The 16,836-nt window shown below is 40.7% G+C and carries 13 protein-coding genes and 1 riboswitch; of the genes, 11 read left to right on the forward strand and 2 right to left on the reverse strand.

Going from position 1 to position 16,836, the window contains the following annotated elements:
- The first annotated feature begins 215 nt into the window (after positions 1 to 215).
- The 11 genes from GPK49_RS03530 (at position 216) to GPK49_RS03580 (ending at position 14,673) form a co-directional block, all read left to right on the forward strand.
- Positions 216 to 611 carry an SRPBCC family protein gene (locus GPK49_RS03530; RefSeq protein WP_011068146.1) on the forward strand — a complete coding sequence of 132 codons (396 nt, stop codon included), beginning with the start codon at positions 216 to 218 and terminating at the stop codon, positions 609 to 611.
- Between the two features lie 26 nt (positions 612 to 637).
- A complete protein-coding gene (locus GPK49_RS03535; protein WP_105309540.1) occupies positions 638 to 958 on the forward strand; it encodes a TfoX/Sxy family protein in 321 nt (106 codons plus the stop codon).
- A 220-nt stretch (positions 959 to 1,178) separates the two neighbouring features.
- Positions 1,179 to 1,652, forward strand: coding sequence for a GNAT family N-acetyltransferase (locus GPK49_RS03540; protein WP_021422709.1), 474 nt, complete (start codon positions 1,179 to 1,181; stop codon positions 1,650 to 1,652).
- A gap of 379 nt (positions 1,653 to 2,031) precedes the next feature.
- A complete protein-coding gene (locus tag GPK49_RS03545) occupies positions 2,032 to 3,198 on the forward strand; it encodes a hypothetical protein (RefSeq protein ID WP_215676762.1) in 1,167 nt (388 codons plus the stop codon).
- Positions 3,199 to 3,299: 101 nt separating this feature from the next.
- Positions 3,300 to 3,644: a hypothetical protein gene (locus GPK49_RS03550; RefSeq protein WP_215676763.1), complete on the forward strand. Its 345-nt coding sequence runs from the start codon at positions 3,300 to 3,302 to the stop codon at positions 3,642 to 3,644.
- A 249-nt stretch (positions 3,645 to 3,893) separates the two neighbouring features.
- A complete protein-coding gene (locus GPK49_RS03555) occupies positions 3,894 to 5,198 on the forward strand; it encodes an RNA-binding domain-containing protein (protein ID WP_215676764.1) in 1,305 nt (434 codons plus the stop codon).
- A 230-nt stretch (positions 5,199 to 5,428) separates the two neighbouring features.
- Positions 5,429 to 6,769, forward strand: a complete 1,341-nt coding sequence (locus GPK49_RS03560; RefSeq protein WP_215676765.1) for an ATP-binding protein — start codon at positions 5,429 to 5,431, stop codon at positions 6,767 to 6,769.
- A gap of 447 nt (positions 6,770 to 7,216) precedes the next feature.
- A complete protein-coding gene (locus GPK49_RS03565; RefSeq protein WP_215676766.1) occupies positions 7,217 to 8,059 on the forward strand; it encodes a tyrosine-type recombinase/integrase in 843 nt (280 codons plus the stop codon).
- Positions 8,060 to 8,334: 275 nt separating this feature from the next.
- A riboswitch (cyclic di-GMP riboswitch) is annotated at positions 8,335 to 8,410 on the forward strand.
- A gap of 82 nt (positions 8,411 to 8,492) precedes the next feature.
- The gene (locus GPK49_RS03570) at positions 8,493 to 12,890 is read left to right on the forward strand and encodes a stalk domain-containing protein (RefSeq protein WP_215676767.1); all 4,398 of its coding nucleotides are present in this window, start codon (positions 8,493 to 8,495) and stop codon (positions 12,888 to 12,890) included.
- An 81-nt stretch (positions 12,891 to 12,971) separates the two neighbouring features.
- Complete coding sequence (locus tag GPK49_RS03575) at positions 12,972 to 13,328, forward strand: helix-turn-helix domain-containing protein (RefSeq protein ID WP_215676768.1); 357 nt, start codon at positions 12,972 to 12,974, stop codon at positions 13,326 to 13,328.
- Positions 13,329 to 13,548: 220 nt separating this feature from the next.
- Positions 13,549 to 14,673, forward strand: coding sequence for a radical SAM protein (locus GPK49_RS03580; protein WP_215676769.1), 1,125 nt, complete (start codon positions 13,549 to 13,551; stop codon positions 14,671 to 14,673).
- A gap of 73 nt (positions 14,674 to 14,746) precedes the next feature.
- On the opposite strand, the gene GPK49_RS03585 is transcribed toward GPK49_RS03580, so the two are convergent.
- Both GPK49_RS03585 and fba read right to left on the reverse strand, forming a co-directional pair.
- Positions 14,747 to 15,634, reverse strand: coding sequence for an MBL fold metallo-hydrolase (locus GPK49_RS03585; RefSeq protein WP_215676770.1), 888 nt, complete (start codon positions 15,632 to 15,634; stop codon positions 14,747 to 14,749).
- 210 nt (positions 15,635 to 15,844) lie between these two features.
- Positions 15,845 to 16,792, reverse strand: coding sequence for a class II fructose-1,6-bisphosphate aldolase (gene fba, locus GPK49_RS03590; RefSeq protein WP_215676771.1), 948 nt, complete (start codon positions 16,790 to 16,792; stop codon positions 15,845 to 15,847).
- Positions 16,793 to 16,836 lie beyond the last annotated feature (44 nt).

A 16,836-nucleotide genomic window follows, 5' to 3' on the forward strand; every position in this document is an offset into this window, starting at 1 on the left:
CTCACTCCACAAGAGATGCGAAACGAAAATCGGTTCGGCTTCTTGATAAAGTGGTAGGCAATGACTAAAAAATTTCCCTTGTGATTATCTCATAAGGGCAAAAATAAGGGAAACTACATATCATTTCACTAATGAACAGGCGGGAAAGCCTGTAAAATAGGGAAAGTTAGAGGAATAATTATATAAATTTCAGTTTGAAAAGGGGAAATGAAAAAGTGGCAATTTCAAATATAAATACAATTATTAGTAATGATTTTCAAAAAGTTTGGAACATTGTTTTAGCTGTTGATAAATATAACTCATGGCGAAGTGATTTGAGCAAAACAGAAATAATAAATGACAAACAATTTATTGAATACACAAAAAATGGATATGCTACTACATTTACCGTCACCGTTGTAGAACCATATAAACGCTGGGAATTTGATATGGAGAATAGCAACATGAAAGGTCATTGGATTGGTGTTTTTATAGACAAAGGGAATGAAACACAAATAGACTTTACAGAAAATGTGATACCTAAAAAGTGGTTTATGAAACCTTTTGTAAAAACCTATTTAAAAAAACAACAAAAGCAATTTGTTCTGGACTTAAAGAAAGCATTGGAATAATAAAATTCAAGATTGGAGGGTTGGAAATGGCTTCAAGTAAAGATTATTTACAATTTGTTTTAGAACAATTATCAGAATTACAAGAAATAACATATCGTGCAATGATGGGAGAATTTATTATCTATTATCGTGGAAAAATCATTGGCGGTATATATGATGATAGGTTACTGGTAAAACCAACAAAGTCTGCAATTTCTTATATGCCAACAGTTACTTATGAAATTCCATACGAAAATGCCAAAGAAATGTTATTGGTGGAAGAAATTGATAATAAAGATTTTCTGACGGGGTTATTTAATGTGATGTATGATGAACTACCAACGCAAAAACCTAAAAAGAAAAAATAAACAGTTTTTAACTTGACAATTTCATATCCATACACACAAAGCAGTTAGTCTTAGGATTGACTGCTTTTTTCTTACCAAAATTATAGATTGGAGTGATGAAATGATATACTCTTAGAACTTTTTAACAAGATTATTGAAGCATAAAATTTTGTTGTAGTGCTTATATGTGAATGGTATAATCGGGGTATGAAAAAAGATAAAATAGATTAGGAGTCAAGTTATGGATTATATCATAAGGGAAATTAAAAAAGCAGAATATGATTTACTCAATGACTTTTTGTATGAAGCAATTTATATTCCAGACGGTGTTGAGCCACCACCTAAATCAATAATTAACTGTCCAGAATTACAAGAATATGTTTTTGAATTTGGAAAGCGAAAAGATGATAGGGCTTTAGTTGCGGAAGTTCAAGGAAATGTCATAGGTGCTATTTGGGTACGAATAATGAACGATTACGGACACATTGACAATGATACACCGTCCCTTGCTATGTCTGTTTTTCAAAAGTATAGAGGACAAGGGATTGGGACTTCATTATTGCAACAATTATTGTTAGTGGAAAAATCTTTTGGTTATTCAAAAATTTCCTTATCTGTTCAGAAAAATAATTATGCAGTAAAAATGTATAAGAAAGCAGGTTTTCTTGTTGTTGATGAAAACAGCGAAGAATATATTATGACTATAAATCTATAACAGACAATCTAGTTTACAATTTCATATCCCTACATACAAAGCAGTTAGTCTTATGATTGACTGCTTTTTAAAAAGACACCATTTAGGTGTAATGATGTCTTTTGGGTGTTATTTTATAGTCATATCAAGGCTCATTCAATCGTGGTAAATTAGTGGTAAAATGAATGGTTTTCTATACTCCAAAATGCTTGAAAGTATAGTGGTTATGCGAATAATCCAAAATTAGATATAAAAATTATTATTAGATTTTATGTTACGAGATAATAAAAATAAGAGAAAGCATCGCACTTTCTCTTATTTTTTGTATTTGAAATTAAAAAATAATAGTTATTATTTTGATGGTAATAAAAAATATAATACAAAAATGGAGGAATGAATTATGAAAAAATTCAAGTTATTACCAGTTTTATTATTAAGTATTATTACAATATTTTCTGTAACGGGATGTAATAAAGAAGCTGCGTTGAATAATATTCTTAGCAGTACCAGTGCAGATGATGCAATTAAGGAATACCATCAGAAATACGAACAAGATACTGAAATGCATTTTAAATTAACTGATGAATTTATTAAATGCTTATATGAAGAAGACTCTGCTCATTTTGATCGACTTTATGATATTCAGGATGAAATTGATGATCAAGTATTTAATCTCATTCATGTAATTGGTACTCTTAAGAATGAAGAAAGCCAGCGTATTATTGGAGTTTTGGACAATGCTTATATGAGCACAGCACCAGAAATTACCGATGATAAAATTATTTTTCCTATGATGAATACTTTTAGAACCGATCGAAAAACTAGATATAATATTGATGTTATGCTCTATGTAAATCTAGAATCTGGTAAGAAACCATCTATGGAAGAATATGGTACTGACTATACTGTCAATATTGACTGTAGATATGAAAAAGAATTTGCAGATTCCGATGATTATTGCTCAGTAGATAATGCAATTTATCATACTGAACTAGGCAATGTAATCACTAATGAAAAATTGTTTGCTGATAATAAAGTCTGGTCTCATACAGATGGTATTATTGAAGAAAAGAAAAGTAATAACGAATCCAAATATTGCTTAGACATTCCAGATCCAGACCCCATTGAAAGCCAGCCAGATGGCGATTATGATTATGCCTGGTATGACGAAGATAGTAGAGTTGTATCGGATAATACAACTGACACCGTCGATCCAGAAGCTAATTTATCTGCAGATCTTAAAGCAGATCTTGCAATGCTCAGAGCAATGGGATATAATCCAAAATATGAAACTATTTGGGGCTGGCCTGCTTGGAGATGTGAAATTACAGTAAATGGTCAAGACTATGGAAAAATGCAATACAATTCAATTAATAAATATTGGAGTGTTTCTCAAGCATGTGCTGATTATGCAAATCGACAAGGTAGAGTATTAAGAGGGACTAAAGGTAGTACTATGTATAGTTATGATTTAATTAACTATTATGATGTCCCTAAAGGATCTAATCGTAGTGCAACATATCATTTTGTCTTGACAGATAATGGATTTGTTGATGTATCTTATTAATCATAATAAAGGAGTATGAAATATTTCATACTCCTTTTCTTTTCTTTTCTTTTTTTTATAAAATTAACAAAAAAGTAATTTTTTTTATGGTGGTGATATAAATGCAAAAAGTAAAATCATATAAATGTCCTAGTTGTGGTATGAAATATAAATCTCTTACCACTTGGGGAAATCATGTATCTGTGCATCATCCCGAATGTATTCCACAAGGATGGTCTTATGCAAGATACTATTATTATATCTTAACAGGAAAGAAAAATGGTTCTTGTATTGTATGTAAACAAGAAACTGATTGGAATGAAGCAACTCAGAAGTATGAAAGATTCTGTAAGAATCCTGAATGTAAAGCTAAATACAGAGAAATGTCTGAAGGAAACAAGGATATAGATGTTGGGGGAAATGCAGGGATAAATTGCAGCGCGAAAATAAAGTCTACAAATGGGTAATAGTCTGTTTGTGGATTTTTTTATTAGAAATAATTTGAAAGGACTGTGTTATTTACCTGCAGTAGAGGTGGTTTAATTTTGCGGTACTTTTTCGATATGTTCATTGCCACTCTACTTTAAAGGGCGAATTTTTTTGCAAAAAAGTGAAAATTCACATAAATTCAGTGAAAATTCACTTTTTTCACTAATTCTTGTTGAATTCACTGAAAAATTCGGTGTATAATAAGAAAAAGAAGGGGGTGCTTATGAATGATTTTAGAATCGGAAAATACAGAATTTAAGGCGAAATTAACAGATGAAATCTATAAAGAGGTGATTGCCTTCGCCAATACGGACGGAGGAGTCATATATATCGGGGTGGATGACAACGGAAATGTTGTGGGGATAGACAATGTGGACGATACCTACACTAGAATTACAAATGGGATTCGGGATGCCATTCAGCCTGATGTTACGATGTTTGTGAAATATAAATTAGAGGATAATCGGGTTGTAAAGATTACTGTAGGTGAAGGAAGCTACAAGCCGTATTATCTCAAGTCGAAAGGGTTGAAGCCGAGCGGTGTGTATATCCGACAGGGGGCATCCAGTGTGCAGGCATCCTCGGAGCAGATTCGCCGCATGATAAAGGTATCAGACGGGGACAGTTTTGAAGAAATGCGGTCTTTAGAGCAGGAGCTTACCTTTTTGCAGGCAGAGCAGGCATTTCAGAAATATCATGTGCCGTTTTCGGAAGAAAAATACAACGCACTTGGTATCAGAAGCGTTGCCGATAACCTGTATACAAACCTTGCTCTCATTCTTTCCGACCAATGCACACATACCATAAAGGTGGCTGTTTTTAATAACGGAGAAAACACGGAATTTCGGGACAGCAGAGAGTTTGGCGGTTCTGTTTTCAAGCAATTAGACGATACATTTGCATATTTGAATCTTTGTAATAAAACAACAGCAACGATTAAGCAGTTGGAGCGAGTGGAGTCTGTAGACTATCCAGAAGAAGCTCTGCGTGAAGCACTGCTGAACGCTATTGTGCATCGGGATTATGGCTTTAGCGGCAGCATCATCATCAATGTCAATGATGATAAGATGGAATTTATCTCTATGGGCGGCTTAGTTATGGGGTTGTCAACAGAGGATATTCGCAGCGGCATTTCACAGCCACGCAATAAAAAGCTGGCAGAGGTTTTCCACCGTCTGCGGCTGATTGAATCCTACGGAACGGGAATCAGAAGAATTTTTGATTTATATAAGGATTGCAGCTTGCAGCCGACGATTGAGGTGACACAGAATACCTTTAAGATGATACTGCCAAACAGGAATAAGAGCGTTTCGGCAGAGAAAAAAGATAGCAAAGCGGAGAAAACCGAGCAGATGCAGGTAATTCTTGATTATATTGCGCGGTATGGAGAAATTAACAATGAGAAAGTCCAGGAGATTTTGGGCGTTAAGAGAACCCGTGCATATACCATACTGAAACAGATGGTTGATAATGGTTTCATTACCGCGAGCGGCAGAGGAGAAGAAAAGAAGTATTATGCCGCCGGAAAATGATTTTCGCTTGAAAAATTTTAACTATTTGGTATTGAAGAGGGGTGATGAAAATCACTTCTCTTTTCTTTAGAGGGCTTTATTCATAGTCCTATATATTTGGAAAAATGTGATAAAAACCGCAAAAAATATAATAATTTTGTGATTTTGTTGTATTTTAACACTCCTTGGGATATAATAAAAATGTGATGATGAAGTACAAAAACCTCAATAAAAATGTGAGGAGTGAGGTTATGGAACGATTTATTTTGAAAAAACTGCTGGACTGGAAAAATTCTCCCTACCGTAAGCCTTTGATTCTGAAAGGGGTGCGTCAGGTGGGGAAAACATGGATTCTGAAGGAGTTCGGCAGGCGATATTATGAAAATACGGCTTATTTTAACTTTGATGAAAACGAGGAATACAAGCAGTTCTTCGAGACAACCAAGGATGTTGATCGTATTCTGCAAAATCTGATGCTGGCAAGCGGTCAGAAAATTCTGCAGGAAAAGACGCTTATCATCTTCGATGAGGTGCAGGACTGCCCGAAGGTTATCAATTCCATGAAGTATTTCTGTGAGAACGCGCCGCAGTATCATATTGCCTGTGCCGGTTCTCTGTTGGGGATTGCTTTGGCGAAACCTTCTTCTTTCCCTGTCGGCAAGGTTAATTTCATGCAGATTGACCCCATGACATTTTCGGAATTTCTGCTTGCCAATGGCGATGAAAACCTTGCTGCGTATCTGGAAAGCGTGGATACCATTGAGCCGATTCCGGATGCCTTCTTCAATCCGCTGTATGAAAAGCTCAAGATGTATTATGTCACCGGCGGTATGCCTGAGCCTGTCCTGATGTGGACGGAAGCGAGGGATGTTTCTGCGATGCAGGAGGCATTGTCGGGTATCATCGGGGCGTATGAGCGTGACTTTGCGAAGCATCCGAATGTCAGCGAGTTTCCAAAGATTTCTATGATATGGAAGTCTATCCCTTCTCAGCTGGCGAAGGAAAACAAGAAATTCATCTATAAAGTTGTCAAGGAGGGGGCAAGAGCGCGTGAATATGAAGATGCTTTGCAATGGCTGGTAGATGCAAGACTGGTGCATAAAATTTATCGCAGCTCTGCGCCGGGGTTGCCTGTGACTGCGTATGATGATTTGTCTGCCTTTAAGATTTATCTGGTGGATGTAGGTTTGCTCCGCCGTCTGGCACAGCTTGCGCCGACTGCTTTTGGGGAAGGCAATCGTCTATTTACCGAGTTTAAAGGTGCATTGACGGAAAACTTTGTGTTGCAGACATTGATAACACAGTTTGAGGTGACTCCTCGTTATTGGACACAGACCAATCCTCCGTATGAAGTGGATTTCCTGATTCAGCGGGAAAATGATATTTTTCCTATCGAGGTGAAATCGGAAGCTAATACCACGAGCAAAAGTCTGAAAAAATTTAAGGAACTTTTTCCGGATAAGGTAAAGCTTCGTGTGCGTTTCTCTTTGGACAACCTGAAGCTGGATGATGATATGCTGAATATTCCGCTGTTCATGGCAGATCAGACAGATCGGTTGATTGGATTGGCATTGGAGCAGAGGAAACTATGAAGATTTTTTATATACAATCTGAAAAATCAATTTGCGTCTTAGAATCAGATTCTAAGACGCATTAGAATGTTTATTCGTTTTATGATAGAAAATGTGGAAGCACTTCTCTCCTTTCTAAGTGAATTTTCTGAAAAAGTAATCACGAGTAATCAAGATTGAGTGCCGGAAAATGTTGATTTTTCAAAGAAAAATGCACTTTTCCATGGGGTTCAATTCCCCTCATCTCCATGCAGAAGCCTTGAAAACATTGGGTTTTCAAGGCTTTTTTTAGTTGAATTTTGAAAGGGATGCAAAGGGTACTCAAATATATAGGAAAGGAGAATTTGAATTTGTCGCGTACAAAAAAATGAAGTCTACAAATGGGCAAGAGCCTGTTTGTGGACTTTTTTGCTATTTTTCCGTTCTTTTTCTAAAATCAAGGGGAATAAAATCGAGGAGGCGAAAAGGATGGAGTATACCTTAACACAGGAAATGGTGAAAGAATACGAAAGGCATTTGTGGTTGGCGGAGCGGAGCAGTGGGACGATTCAGAAATATCTTCATAACATTGAGCAGTTTCGTCGGTATCTGCCGAGAGAAAAGACGGTTACGAAAGAGACGGTTATCGCATACAAAAAGAGCATTGCGGAGAAATATGCTATAAGTACAGCAAATGCAGCACTGGTGGCGCTGAATGGGCTATTTTCGTTTTTAGGGTGGCGCGATTGCAGAGTAAAGCCGTTCAAACAGCAACGATGCATTTTTCGGGATAAGGAGCGGGAGCTGTCGGAAAAGGAATATCTTTCCTTATTAAAGGCGGCAAAGCAAAAGGGGAATCAACGGCTGTTTTATATCATGGAAACACTGTGCAACACAGGGATTCGTATTTCTGAATTGCAGTTTATCACTGCTGAGGCAGTGCGGATGGGAACGGCAGTTGTGAAATGCAAGGGAAAACAGAGAAAGGTACTTTTGCCGCAAAGGCTGCGGAAGGAATTGCAGAGGTATTGCAAAAGGAACAAAATTGCTTCGGGAGCGGTGTTTATCACGAAAACGGGAAAGCCGATTAGCCGTACAAATGTCTGGGGCGAAATGAAGCGGCTGTGCAAGGCGGCGTGTGTGGAGGCGAAGAAGGTTTTTCCGCATAACTTCCGGCACCTGTTTGCGGTCAGCTTTTACCACTTGGAAAAGGATATAGCAAAGCTGGCGGATCTTTTGGGACACGCCAGCATCGAAACTACTCGTATTTATGTGATGGAAACGGCGGAAAGCCATATTCGCCAGATTGAGCGAATGCGATTGTGCATTTAGGACATATTACGCATTCTGTTCTTTATAGGACGGATTTTCTTTATAAAGAAGGAGAAAATTCTTTGGAATACGGATAACTGTTGTAAAATTTCTTGGGTTCGGGAGGGCAGAGAAAAGAATTTCCTGCACAAAAAGGCATGCAAAAGAAGCTGGCAAAAACAATTTTTTCACCGGCTTTTTTTGTGTGCTGAATTTTCTGTATATGAAACAGAATGCGTAGTCTGTATTATGTGAGGAAAATGACGGTGTTTTCAAAACAAGGGGCAACAAATGCAATAAAAACACGGCAAAGCAGGCGAAAGCCTGTGACGCAAAGCTATAGGGCCTTTCAAATGGCAGCCAGCTGCAACCAGAGCGCTGCCGTGAGGGCGGTGTTTTTTTGTTTTTTAAAAACAATGGGCATTATTTGGCAACAATAAGGAGGAAGATGGTTATGAAGAAGAATTATTACGCAAAGGTGCTTGCGCTGACCGTGGCGGCAAGCATGGTTTCCGTACCTGCGTTTGCAGAGGAGGGAGATGGAACTGCCGTTGCGGCATCAGTGAAAAATGCAGACACTTCTTTAGCCTCGGAAGAGGAAGGTAAAGGAACGGAGGTCACGATTGACAAGGGCGAATATGCGGATTTAGTTGACATTACAGCGTCTGTTGTGGATTCACAGGTTCGCCTTGATGTGGCATATCATACAGAACAGGAAAATCCTATGGCAGGTATCTACTACACTTATGAGTTAGATGGTGAAACGGTAGAGGGAAGAGCTATTGCACAGTCTTATATTAAAAATGACGGGAATAAAGATTTGATTACTGCTGCAGACCAGGTTACAACTGATACATGGGCAGATGCAACGGCAGACTGTACGATTTATTTATTCAATATCCCTGAAGGAGCAACAAATATTGTTGCAAAAGTAGAGGGTATGACCTATTGGTCTTATGATAAAGATACAAAGGCACTTGAAATTACCGGTGAAGGAAAAATGGCATCCTTTACAACTATATCCGGTACAGGCAATCCTGATTCAACAGACGAGAAAGGTAGCCAGTGGGCAACCTTCCCTTGGTGGAAACAGCAGTTAGAGATTGAAACAGTTACTGTCGGGGACGGCATTACTACAATCGGCAGTCAGGCATTCCGTAAGTTGATTCATATGAAAACACTTACTGTGAACTCTGCTGATTTAGAGACAATATATAATACAGTATGTATGAATAATGAAAGCCTGGAGACTGTAGACTTAAGCAAATGTGAAAAACTGACAGAAGTTGGGGATGGTGCGTTTTCTTCATTGAGTCTTCCAAGCGGCAACAAATGCACTCTTAAGCTTCCTAAACCTGCTCCGGATGTATGGGTAAATGGTGTAAATTATAATTACAATTCTGTAATATTTTCATATACAAATGCAGAAGGGTATCAGGAAATGGAAAACAATGATTTTAAGGCAGTATCCTTTGATGGAGAAACCTGTGAAATCGTTGAATATATCGGTGACGGTGGAGAGGTTGTTGTTCCTGCTAAGATGACAGATACATCTCGTAAAGAATATACTGTAACATCTGTTACGGCAAGCTTATTTGCATATAAAAGTGAAATTACTAAGGTATCCTTTGAAGAAGGCACAGCGATTACAGAACTGCCTGCGAGTTTTTTGGCATTTAAAACAACAGACAACAGCAGTGGTGTTGCGAATGAAACCTTAGTTATCAATCTTCCTGCCACAATCAAGAAATTTAACGATGAAGCTGTCAGAACTTATAAAACAATTGGAGGAATTACTTCCGGGAAAAATGCTGACATAGTTGATTTTACAAACGCAGAAGAATTTGCAGCACAAAGCATGGATTGCCTTGGTGATACATTTAAGGCAAAGACACTTGCATTTTCTGGTAATTTAAAGTCTATGGCATATAGTGCATTTCGTGCCAGCAATATAGGAACCTTTTTATTTAAAGAAGGCAATTATGAAAATACGGAAATTGGTGTAAAAGTAGAGAATCGAGCACCTTCCAGCATTGGTATTGTTGAATTTGAAAACGGCGCTGCAAACTATAATGAAATGGTAGATAGTCTGCTGACATGGAATTGTGTGAAAAAATTTGTATTTGACGGTGCAGATGGTGCAAAGGAGACCTATACCGTTAATTATACAGATAAAACTGTTACGTGGGTTACAACCGGAACAGATATAACCACAGCGCCGACAGTCGGGGATACATGGCATGGCTTTACAGTTAGTGCTGTAGAGGCAGAAAAAGAAGTTACTATCGGAAGCTGGCTTGTAAATGTAGATATTATAAACAATAAATGTGAATTGGTAAAATTTAATGAGCCTGAAAACTTTGATGGTAAGATTGCAATTCCTTCTGTAATGACTTATGAAGGAAAAGGCTACCCGGTTACTGCATTGAGAGAAGGTGTTTTTGCGGGAAGTGATACTGCCAATAAAAATGCTTTGAAGGAAAAGATAACAGAAATCGTTTTTGCTGATGATTCTCAGGTAAAGGTAATTCCCAATGATTTTATGGCAGCAGGGAGTGGTAAGGAAGGTGAAAAGTTTAATCTTGCAAAGGTAGTACTGCCTGCTTCCGTTGAGAAAATCGGAGAATCCGCATTTGCATCCTATTCCCCTAAATTAACAGAATTTAAGATTGGTTCCAATGGAGATGCCAATAATATTGATATGACAAATATTTGTTCTATTGGTGGAATCAGTTTGGGCAATTTGGGCTTGAAAAGTGCAAGGCAGACTGTAATTACGTTCTCTGCCAAATTAAAGACAGTAGGACAGAATCCGTTTAAAAATATGACTTTCAAGCAGTTCGTCTTTACTGCAGGGGATTATGCGGATATTAGTATCAATGAAAACAGCGACAGAAGTTTGAATCTTGTAGATGGGGCGCTGTTCAAAAAAGGTGCTAAGAATGTAGATGCTATTATCAGCAAACTGTTAAAGAACGTGAATAAATTTGTATTTGAAACGGATGATGAGAATACAATTACCTATACGGTTACATATCCTAAAGATGGAACCGAAGGCAGTGTAAAGGTAGAGGCTACCGGCTTTGTGGATAAGGATTTTATTGAGCAGACAACATGGCAGGGCTATAGCATTACAGATTTGAATGCAAAATATATAATTTCTTTTGATGCAAACGGCGGTACAGGCGAAATGCAAGACCAGGAAGCGACAATTACAAACAGTCAGGTTGTATCTGCCAACCTTACAAAAAATACGTTTAAAAGAGAGGACTATAAATTTGCAGGCTGGAATACGAAAGCAGATGGCAGTGGCGATGCTTATGCAGATCAGGCTGGAATTCCGGAAGTTCCTGTAACACTTTATGCACAGTGGGTAAAGGATATTGACCAGGCAGGAACCTATACGGTAAACGCAATTCTTGACCAGACCTATACCGGACAGGAAATTAAACCTCAGGTTGTAGTAAAGAAGGGCGATACCGTCCTGAATGGTGGATATACAGTTGAGTATGCCGATAATACAAATGTTGGTGAGGCGACGGTTACTGTTACAGTTGGCGGCGACTCCACTGAGGTAAAATTCAAGATCGTTAAAGACGACAAAACGAAGATTGAAATGGCACCGGTATCCGTAACTTATGGTACAGACTATACCTTGAATCCTGTAGCAAAAACTTCTGCCGGCAATGTAATTGAAAATGCAAATATTGCATTGAAATATTACACAGATGAAGCATGCCAGAATGAGTGGACACCTTCTGCAAAGAAAACACAGCCGACCGCAGCAGGCATCTACTGGGCTAAGGCAAGTCTGACGGGGACAGATAATTATGCTGACGCAGACGAAGTTGTGAAGGTTGAAATTCTGAATGCTACGTTTACAGTAAGCGCAACGGGATATTCTGGCACATATGACGGAAAGCAACATTCTATCAGCGTTGATGCAGGGGATGCTGCAGTAACATATTCTACGGATGGTGAAAATTACACTGCTGAGAATCCTTCTTTTACAGATGCAGGAACATATACTGTTTATTATAAGGCAGTGAAAGCAAATCATGAGGATGTTCTGGGCTCTGCAGAAGTGAAAATTACAAAGGCGGCGGCTAAACTGGAACTTTCTGCAGCTGGTGGTTCCAGCAGAATCAACAGAGGCCCTGTAACCTTTACCTATACTTATGATGGTGATGGCAAGGTAACTGTAGCAAGCAGTGATGAAAATGTTGCAACAGCAAGTGTGGATACAGATAAGAAAGTCGTAACCGTAACTTTAAAAGCGGTTGGTACGGCGAAGATTACTGTTTCTGCGGCAGAAGGGGACAATTTCCTTGCAAAGGATGCTACCTATGGTCTGACTGTGCAGAAGAAGAAATCCTCCTCATCTTCCTCCGCTACAACAACAGACAAGGATAAGGATAACAATAAAACCATCGACAACGACAAGACTACGGACAACAACCAGGCCAAGGATGATAACAGCGCGGCTGAAAAGAGCAAGGTAATCAAGCTGCAAATCGGCAGTCGCATTGTCAACGTGGATAATGAAGCGGTGATTTACGATACTGCACCCGTTATCCGCAATGACAGAACTCTGGTTCCTATCAGAATCGTTACAGAAACTCTGGGTGGCAAGGTTGATTGGAACGGCGTGACAAAAGAGGTTACACTGCACATCGACGGCAAGGAAATCAAGATGACAGTTGGCAAAACACTGGAGAAATACGGTGTTGCACCTGTGATTATTGATGGACGCACCTTCGTACCTGTTCGCTTTGTGGCAGACGAGCTTGGCGCAACCGTCGCTTGGGATAATGCAACAAAGACAGTGACAATCACGAAAATTGAAAAATAAATCGGAAAAAGAATAACCGAGGGCGTTCATCGGAAACGGTGAGCGCCTTTCGTGTCATGGAATACGGGGAGGAGGATGCGCATGAAAGAAATGGGAAAGCGGCTCAAGGGGCTAAGAGAGAGTATGGGGCTGTCACAGATGAAAATGGCAGAGATTTTGGGATTGAAACAGCCCAGTATTAACCGTTATGAGCAGGGAACAGCAACACCAACGGTTGAAAATCTGAGAAAATATGCGGACTATTTTGACGTGTCTATGGATTACATCTTTGCTCGCACGGATAACCCCGAAGGAAGATTGTATGCACATCAGCCGAAGGCTCTGGCAGGGAATAAGGAAGTACAGCAGTTTATCGAACTGTGCTTTGACCCGGGCTCGCCGTACAATGAAAGGCTGAAGGAAACGATGCTTCGGATGCTGGAGGAAATGCAGGAGTGAGTTCCGGGGGCTACAGCTTAGGATGTGCTCAGATAGGATTGTTCTTAAAACCATCGGCTTTATTGGCAGATATTTATTTCAATTTATCGCAGTTTTTAAAATTTGTTGCAAAATTAGGGCTTCTTCTTCTTGTATAACGACCGGTATCATGATACATTTGATGTAGATTCGAATATATGGAAGAAAGAGATATAATAGAAATAAATAGAGGGAGAGAACAATGAAAATTTCAAAAAAAGATGCGTTGCTGTGGTTTTCCTTTTTTGCACAGTTGGACGAGGAGGAAGAACTGCTGCCGAAGCAGATGGAACTGGTTTACGCGACCTTTGCGCAGATTGAGGATGCCATTGATGCGAGAAATGAAAAGCTGATGGCGGAAATCAAGGGGCTGAAATCCATTGGCGGCAGAACCTATTTTGTCGGTCCGGAGGAAAAATTCGCCAAGGGCTGCCGTTCCTGCATGACGGGGACAGGCTTGACTGCCATTCGTAAGACGAACAAATGCAACATCCAGTGCAAATTTTGCTATAACTACGGCGAGCTGGAGGACTGTATGCCCATCGGAGAGGGGCTTTGGGAAATTGGCGGCACGAAGTTTTACGAACGGGATTTAGACCTACTGCTTTCCATTCAGGAGAAGCCGACAGGGATTTCCTATGTTTACCTAGAGCCGTTTATGGAGATTGAAAAATACTACGGCATCATCCGAAAATTCCACGAAGCAGGGATTCATCAGCACATGTATACCAACGGCACACTGGCGACAGAGGAAAATCTGAAGGCATTAGGTGAGGCAGGTCTGGATGAGCTGCGGTTCAATCTGGGGGCAAGCAATGCTTCCGATAAGGTGATTGAAGCGATTGCGACAGCAAAGAAATATATCAAATATGTCGGGATTGAAACGCCTATGACACCCGAATATTTTGAAGCATTTATGCAGAAAAAGGATAAGATTCTGGCAACAGGCGTGGACTTCATGAACTGTGCGGAGCTGCATCTGAACAACAACAATATCTGGAATTACGAAGGAGAAAACATGTACGTCTATCGACAGGGGTATGTTTCTCCCATTTGGAGCAGAGAGCTGACCTTCAAGCTGATGAAGCAGGCGGACGAGGAAGGCTGGGATGTTGCGGTGCATGACTGCTCCAACCGCACGAAATTTGCCCGTGGGCTGAATCTGAAGGGGAAGGAAGGCGGTTGGTTCGGCGCAAGCAGCTACGGCTCTGAATTCAGCAGACCGCCCTTTGCGGCATTTCTGCCGATTTTGCAGGACGAGAATTTCCAATTCTTAGAGGAAGAGGAACTGCCCGAAGGCTACAGACCGGGCGAATTGTTTTTCTAAAAAAAGCAAATAAAAAAGCACTTGAATTCGTATTTTCCGATACGGGTTTCAAGTGCTTTCTTTTTGCTCCTTTTTATTCTGTGGAAACGGTTTTCCAGAGCAGAAGGGCATCCTCTACATAGCATTCCACCTTCCCCTGATCGACCAGATAGGAAAGATAGGAACGAATCGTGCTGCCAATGAGGACATATTGGCTATAATCCATCGTTAATGCAAACCGCTCGAATACCTGCTTGAGAATCAGCTCAAAATGCAGCGGCTCCTTGCAGATTTCCAGAAGTGCATCCAGAATTTCCTGCATCTTTTTACGGTTTGCGTCTGCCAGAGGCTTGATGTCCTCTGTCGGCTCCGCATGCGCAGGGATGAACAGCCTGCCCTCCAGCTTTTCTATCATATTCAGCGTTTCAAGCTGTGCCGCAATATCATAGAAAAAGGAGATATGATATTTTTCAAGGATATTTTCCCCAAACACACAGTCAGCCATAAAATAAACATCATCGGGCGTTTTCACGCCGATCATGTCCCAGAAATGCCCCGGCAGGCGGAAATATTCCATGCCCGCAGGCAAAGGCGCATCGGCGATATCCTGCCCCTTGGAGGGGGTTGCCATGAGGAATTTATTCCGCAGCTTCTTGAAGGGATAGCCGCCGTAAAGGAAGGATGGCTCAAGCATCGGGTGCTCCACAATCGCCAGCTCCATGGGTGTGGTATAGACGGCGCAGTTAAGCCGATTCTGCAGCAGGGTATTGCCGCCGTCATGGTCGGCGTTGGAATGGGTGTTGATGATTGCGGTCAGCTTCCAGCCCTGTGCATCCAGAATTTTCTGGATTTTTCTGCCGGCATCCTTATCGTTTCCGCTGTCGATCAGCCAGACATCGTCATCACTTACGCGATAAACGCCGATTTTGGAAGGGGCATTGATGTAATAGGTATTTTCTGCGACCTGCACCAGTTCATACATGGGCAAAACCTCCTTTGCTTTTGTTTCTGTGGGACTCTGTCCCACGCCCTGCAAGGGGATAATCCCCTTGACCTTATTTGCAAAAACTGCGTTTTTGCGAGGAATTATTGAAATTTCCCACACAAAACGCAGTTTTGTGTCAGTATAGGGTTCTTAGGGGATTATCCCCTAAGTGGGGTTTGGGGCAAAGCCTCAAGGTCTTTAAGGTGTTTAGTTCATGGAATCCGTAGAGCCGATGACATTTTTGATTTTGTCCTCAACCAGCTCCTGAATCAGCGCTCTGCCTGCGCCCAGATAGCCGCGAGGGTCAAATGCCGCAGGCTCATCCCCGAAGGATTTGCGAACAGCAGCAGTCATTGCCAGTCTCAGGTCAGTATCCATGTTGATTTTGCAGACAGCCATGGAAGATGCCTTACGCAGCATTTCCGCAGGAATCCCTTTTGCGCCCGCAATGTTTCCGCCGTATTCATTGCACATCGCAACACATCTCTGGTCAACAGAGGATGCACCGTGCAGAACGATGGGATAGTTATGGAAGCCTGCCGCCTCCAGCTTTTCTGTGATGGTTGCCAGTCTGTCAAAGTCCAGCTTTGCCTCGCCCTTGAATTTATAAGCACCATGGCTTGTGCCGATGGCAATGGCAAGGGAATCCACACCCGTGCGTTTTACGAAATCAACTGCCTGATCGGGATCAGTGTAGGTTGCATGTGCCGCATCTACGTTAACCTCATCCTCAACGCCTGCCAGCTTGCCCAGCTCTGCCTCAACCACGATGCCTCTTTCGTGGGCGTATTCTACGATTTTCTTTGTCTGTGCTACGTTTTCCTCATACTCCAGATGGGAACCGTCAAACATGACAGATGTGAAACCGTATTCGATACAGTCTTTACATACTTCAAAATCAGAGCCGTGATCCAGATGCAGTGCAATATCCAGATCGGTTTCTTCGATTGCGGCATCTACCATTGCCTTCAGATATTTGGGATGTGCATACTTTAGCGCAGATTTGGAAACCTGCAGGATGACAGCGGAATTCTGCGCCTTTGCCGCAGCTACGACACCTTGGATGATTTCCATGTTATTGATGTTGAACGCACCGATGGCATAGCCGCCCTCAAATGCCTTTTCAAACATTTTTTTTGTTGTTACCAAAGCCATATAAAGACACCTCTCTTGAATTATTTTGGGTTTGCATTTAGCAT

It is taken from the genome of Clostridium sp. MCC345 (genome assembly GCF_018785345.1).
GTDB classification, from domain to species: domain Bacteria; phylum Bacillota; class Clostridia; order Lachnospirales; family Anaerotignaceae; genus Anaerotignum_A; species Anaerotignum_A faecicola.

Coding starts and splice junctions, on each gene's coding strand:
- GPK49_RS03585 (WP_215676770.1), bottom strand. CDS start 15,634: ATGTATGAACTGGTGCAGGTCGCAGAAAATACCTATTACATCAATGCC.
- GPK49_RS03580 (WP_215676769.1), top strand. CDS start 13,549: ATGAAAATTTCAAAAAAAGATGCGTTGCTGTGGTTTTCCTTTTTTGCA.
- GPK49_RS03535 (WP_105309540.1), top strand. CDS start 638: ATGGCTTCAAGTAAAGATTATTTACAATTTGTTTTAGAACAATTATCA.
- fba (WP_215676771.1), bottom strand. CDS start 16,792: ATGGCTTTGGTAACAACAAAAAAAATGTTTGAAAAGGCATTTGAGGGC.
- GPK49_RS03570 (WP_215676767.1), top strand. CDS start 8,493: ATGAAGAAGAATTATTACGCAAAGGTGCTTGCGCTGACCGTGGCGGCA.
- GPK49_RS03565 (WP_215676766.1), top strand. CDS start 7,217: ATGGAGTATACCTTAACACAGGAAATGGTGAAAGAATACGAAAGGCAT.
- GPK49_RS03550 (WP_215676763.1), top strand. CDS start 3,300: ATGCAAAAAGTAAAATCATATAAATGTCCTAGTTGTGGTATGAAATAT.
- GPK49_RS03575 (WP_215676768.1), top strand. CDS start 12,972: ATGAAAGAAATGGGAAAGCGGCTCAAGGGGCTAAGAGAGAGTATGGGG.
- GPK49_RS03560 (WP_215676765.1), top strand. CDS start 5,429: ATGGAACGATTTATTTTGAAAAAACTGCTGGACTGGAAAAATTCTCCC.
- GPK49_RS03555 (WP_215676764.1), top strand. CDS start 3,894: ATGATTTTAGAATCGGAAAATACAGAATTTAAGGCGAAATTAACAGAT.
- GPK49_RS03545 (WP_215676762.1), top strand. CDS start 2,032: ATGAAAAAATTCAAGTTATTACCAGTTTTATTATTAAGTATTATTACA.
- GPK49_RS03540 (WP_021422709.1), top strand. CDS start 1,179: ATGGATTATATCATAAGGGAAATTAAAAAAGCAGAATATGATTTACTC.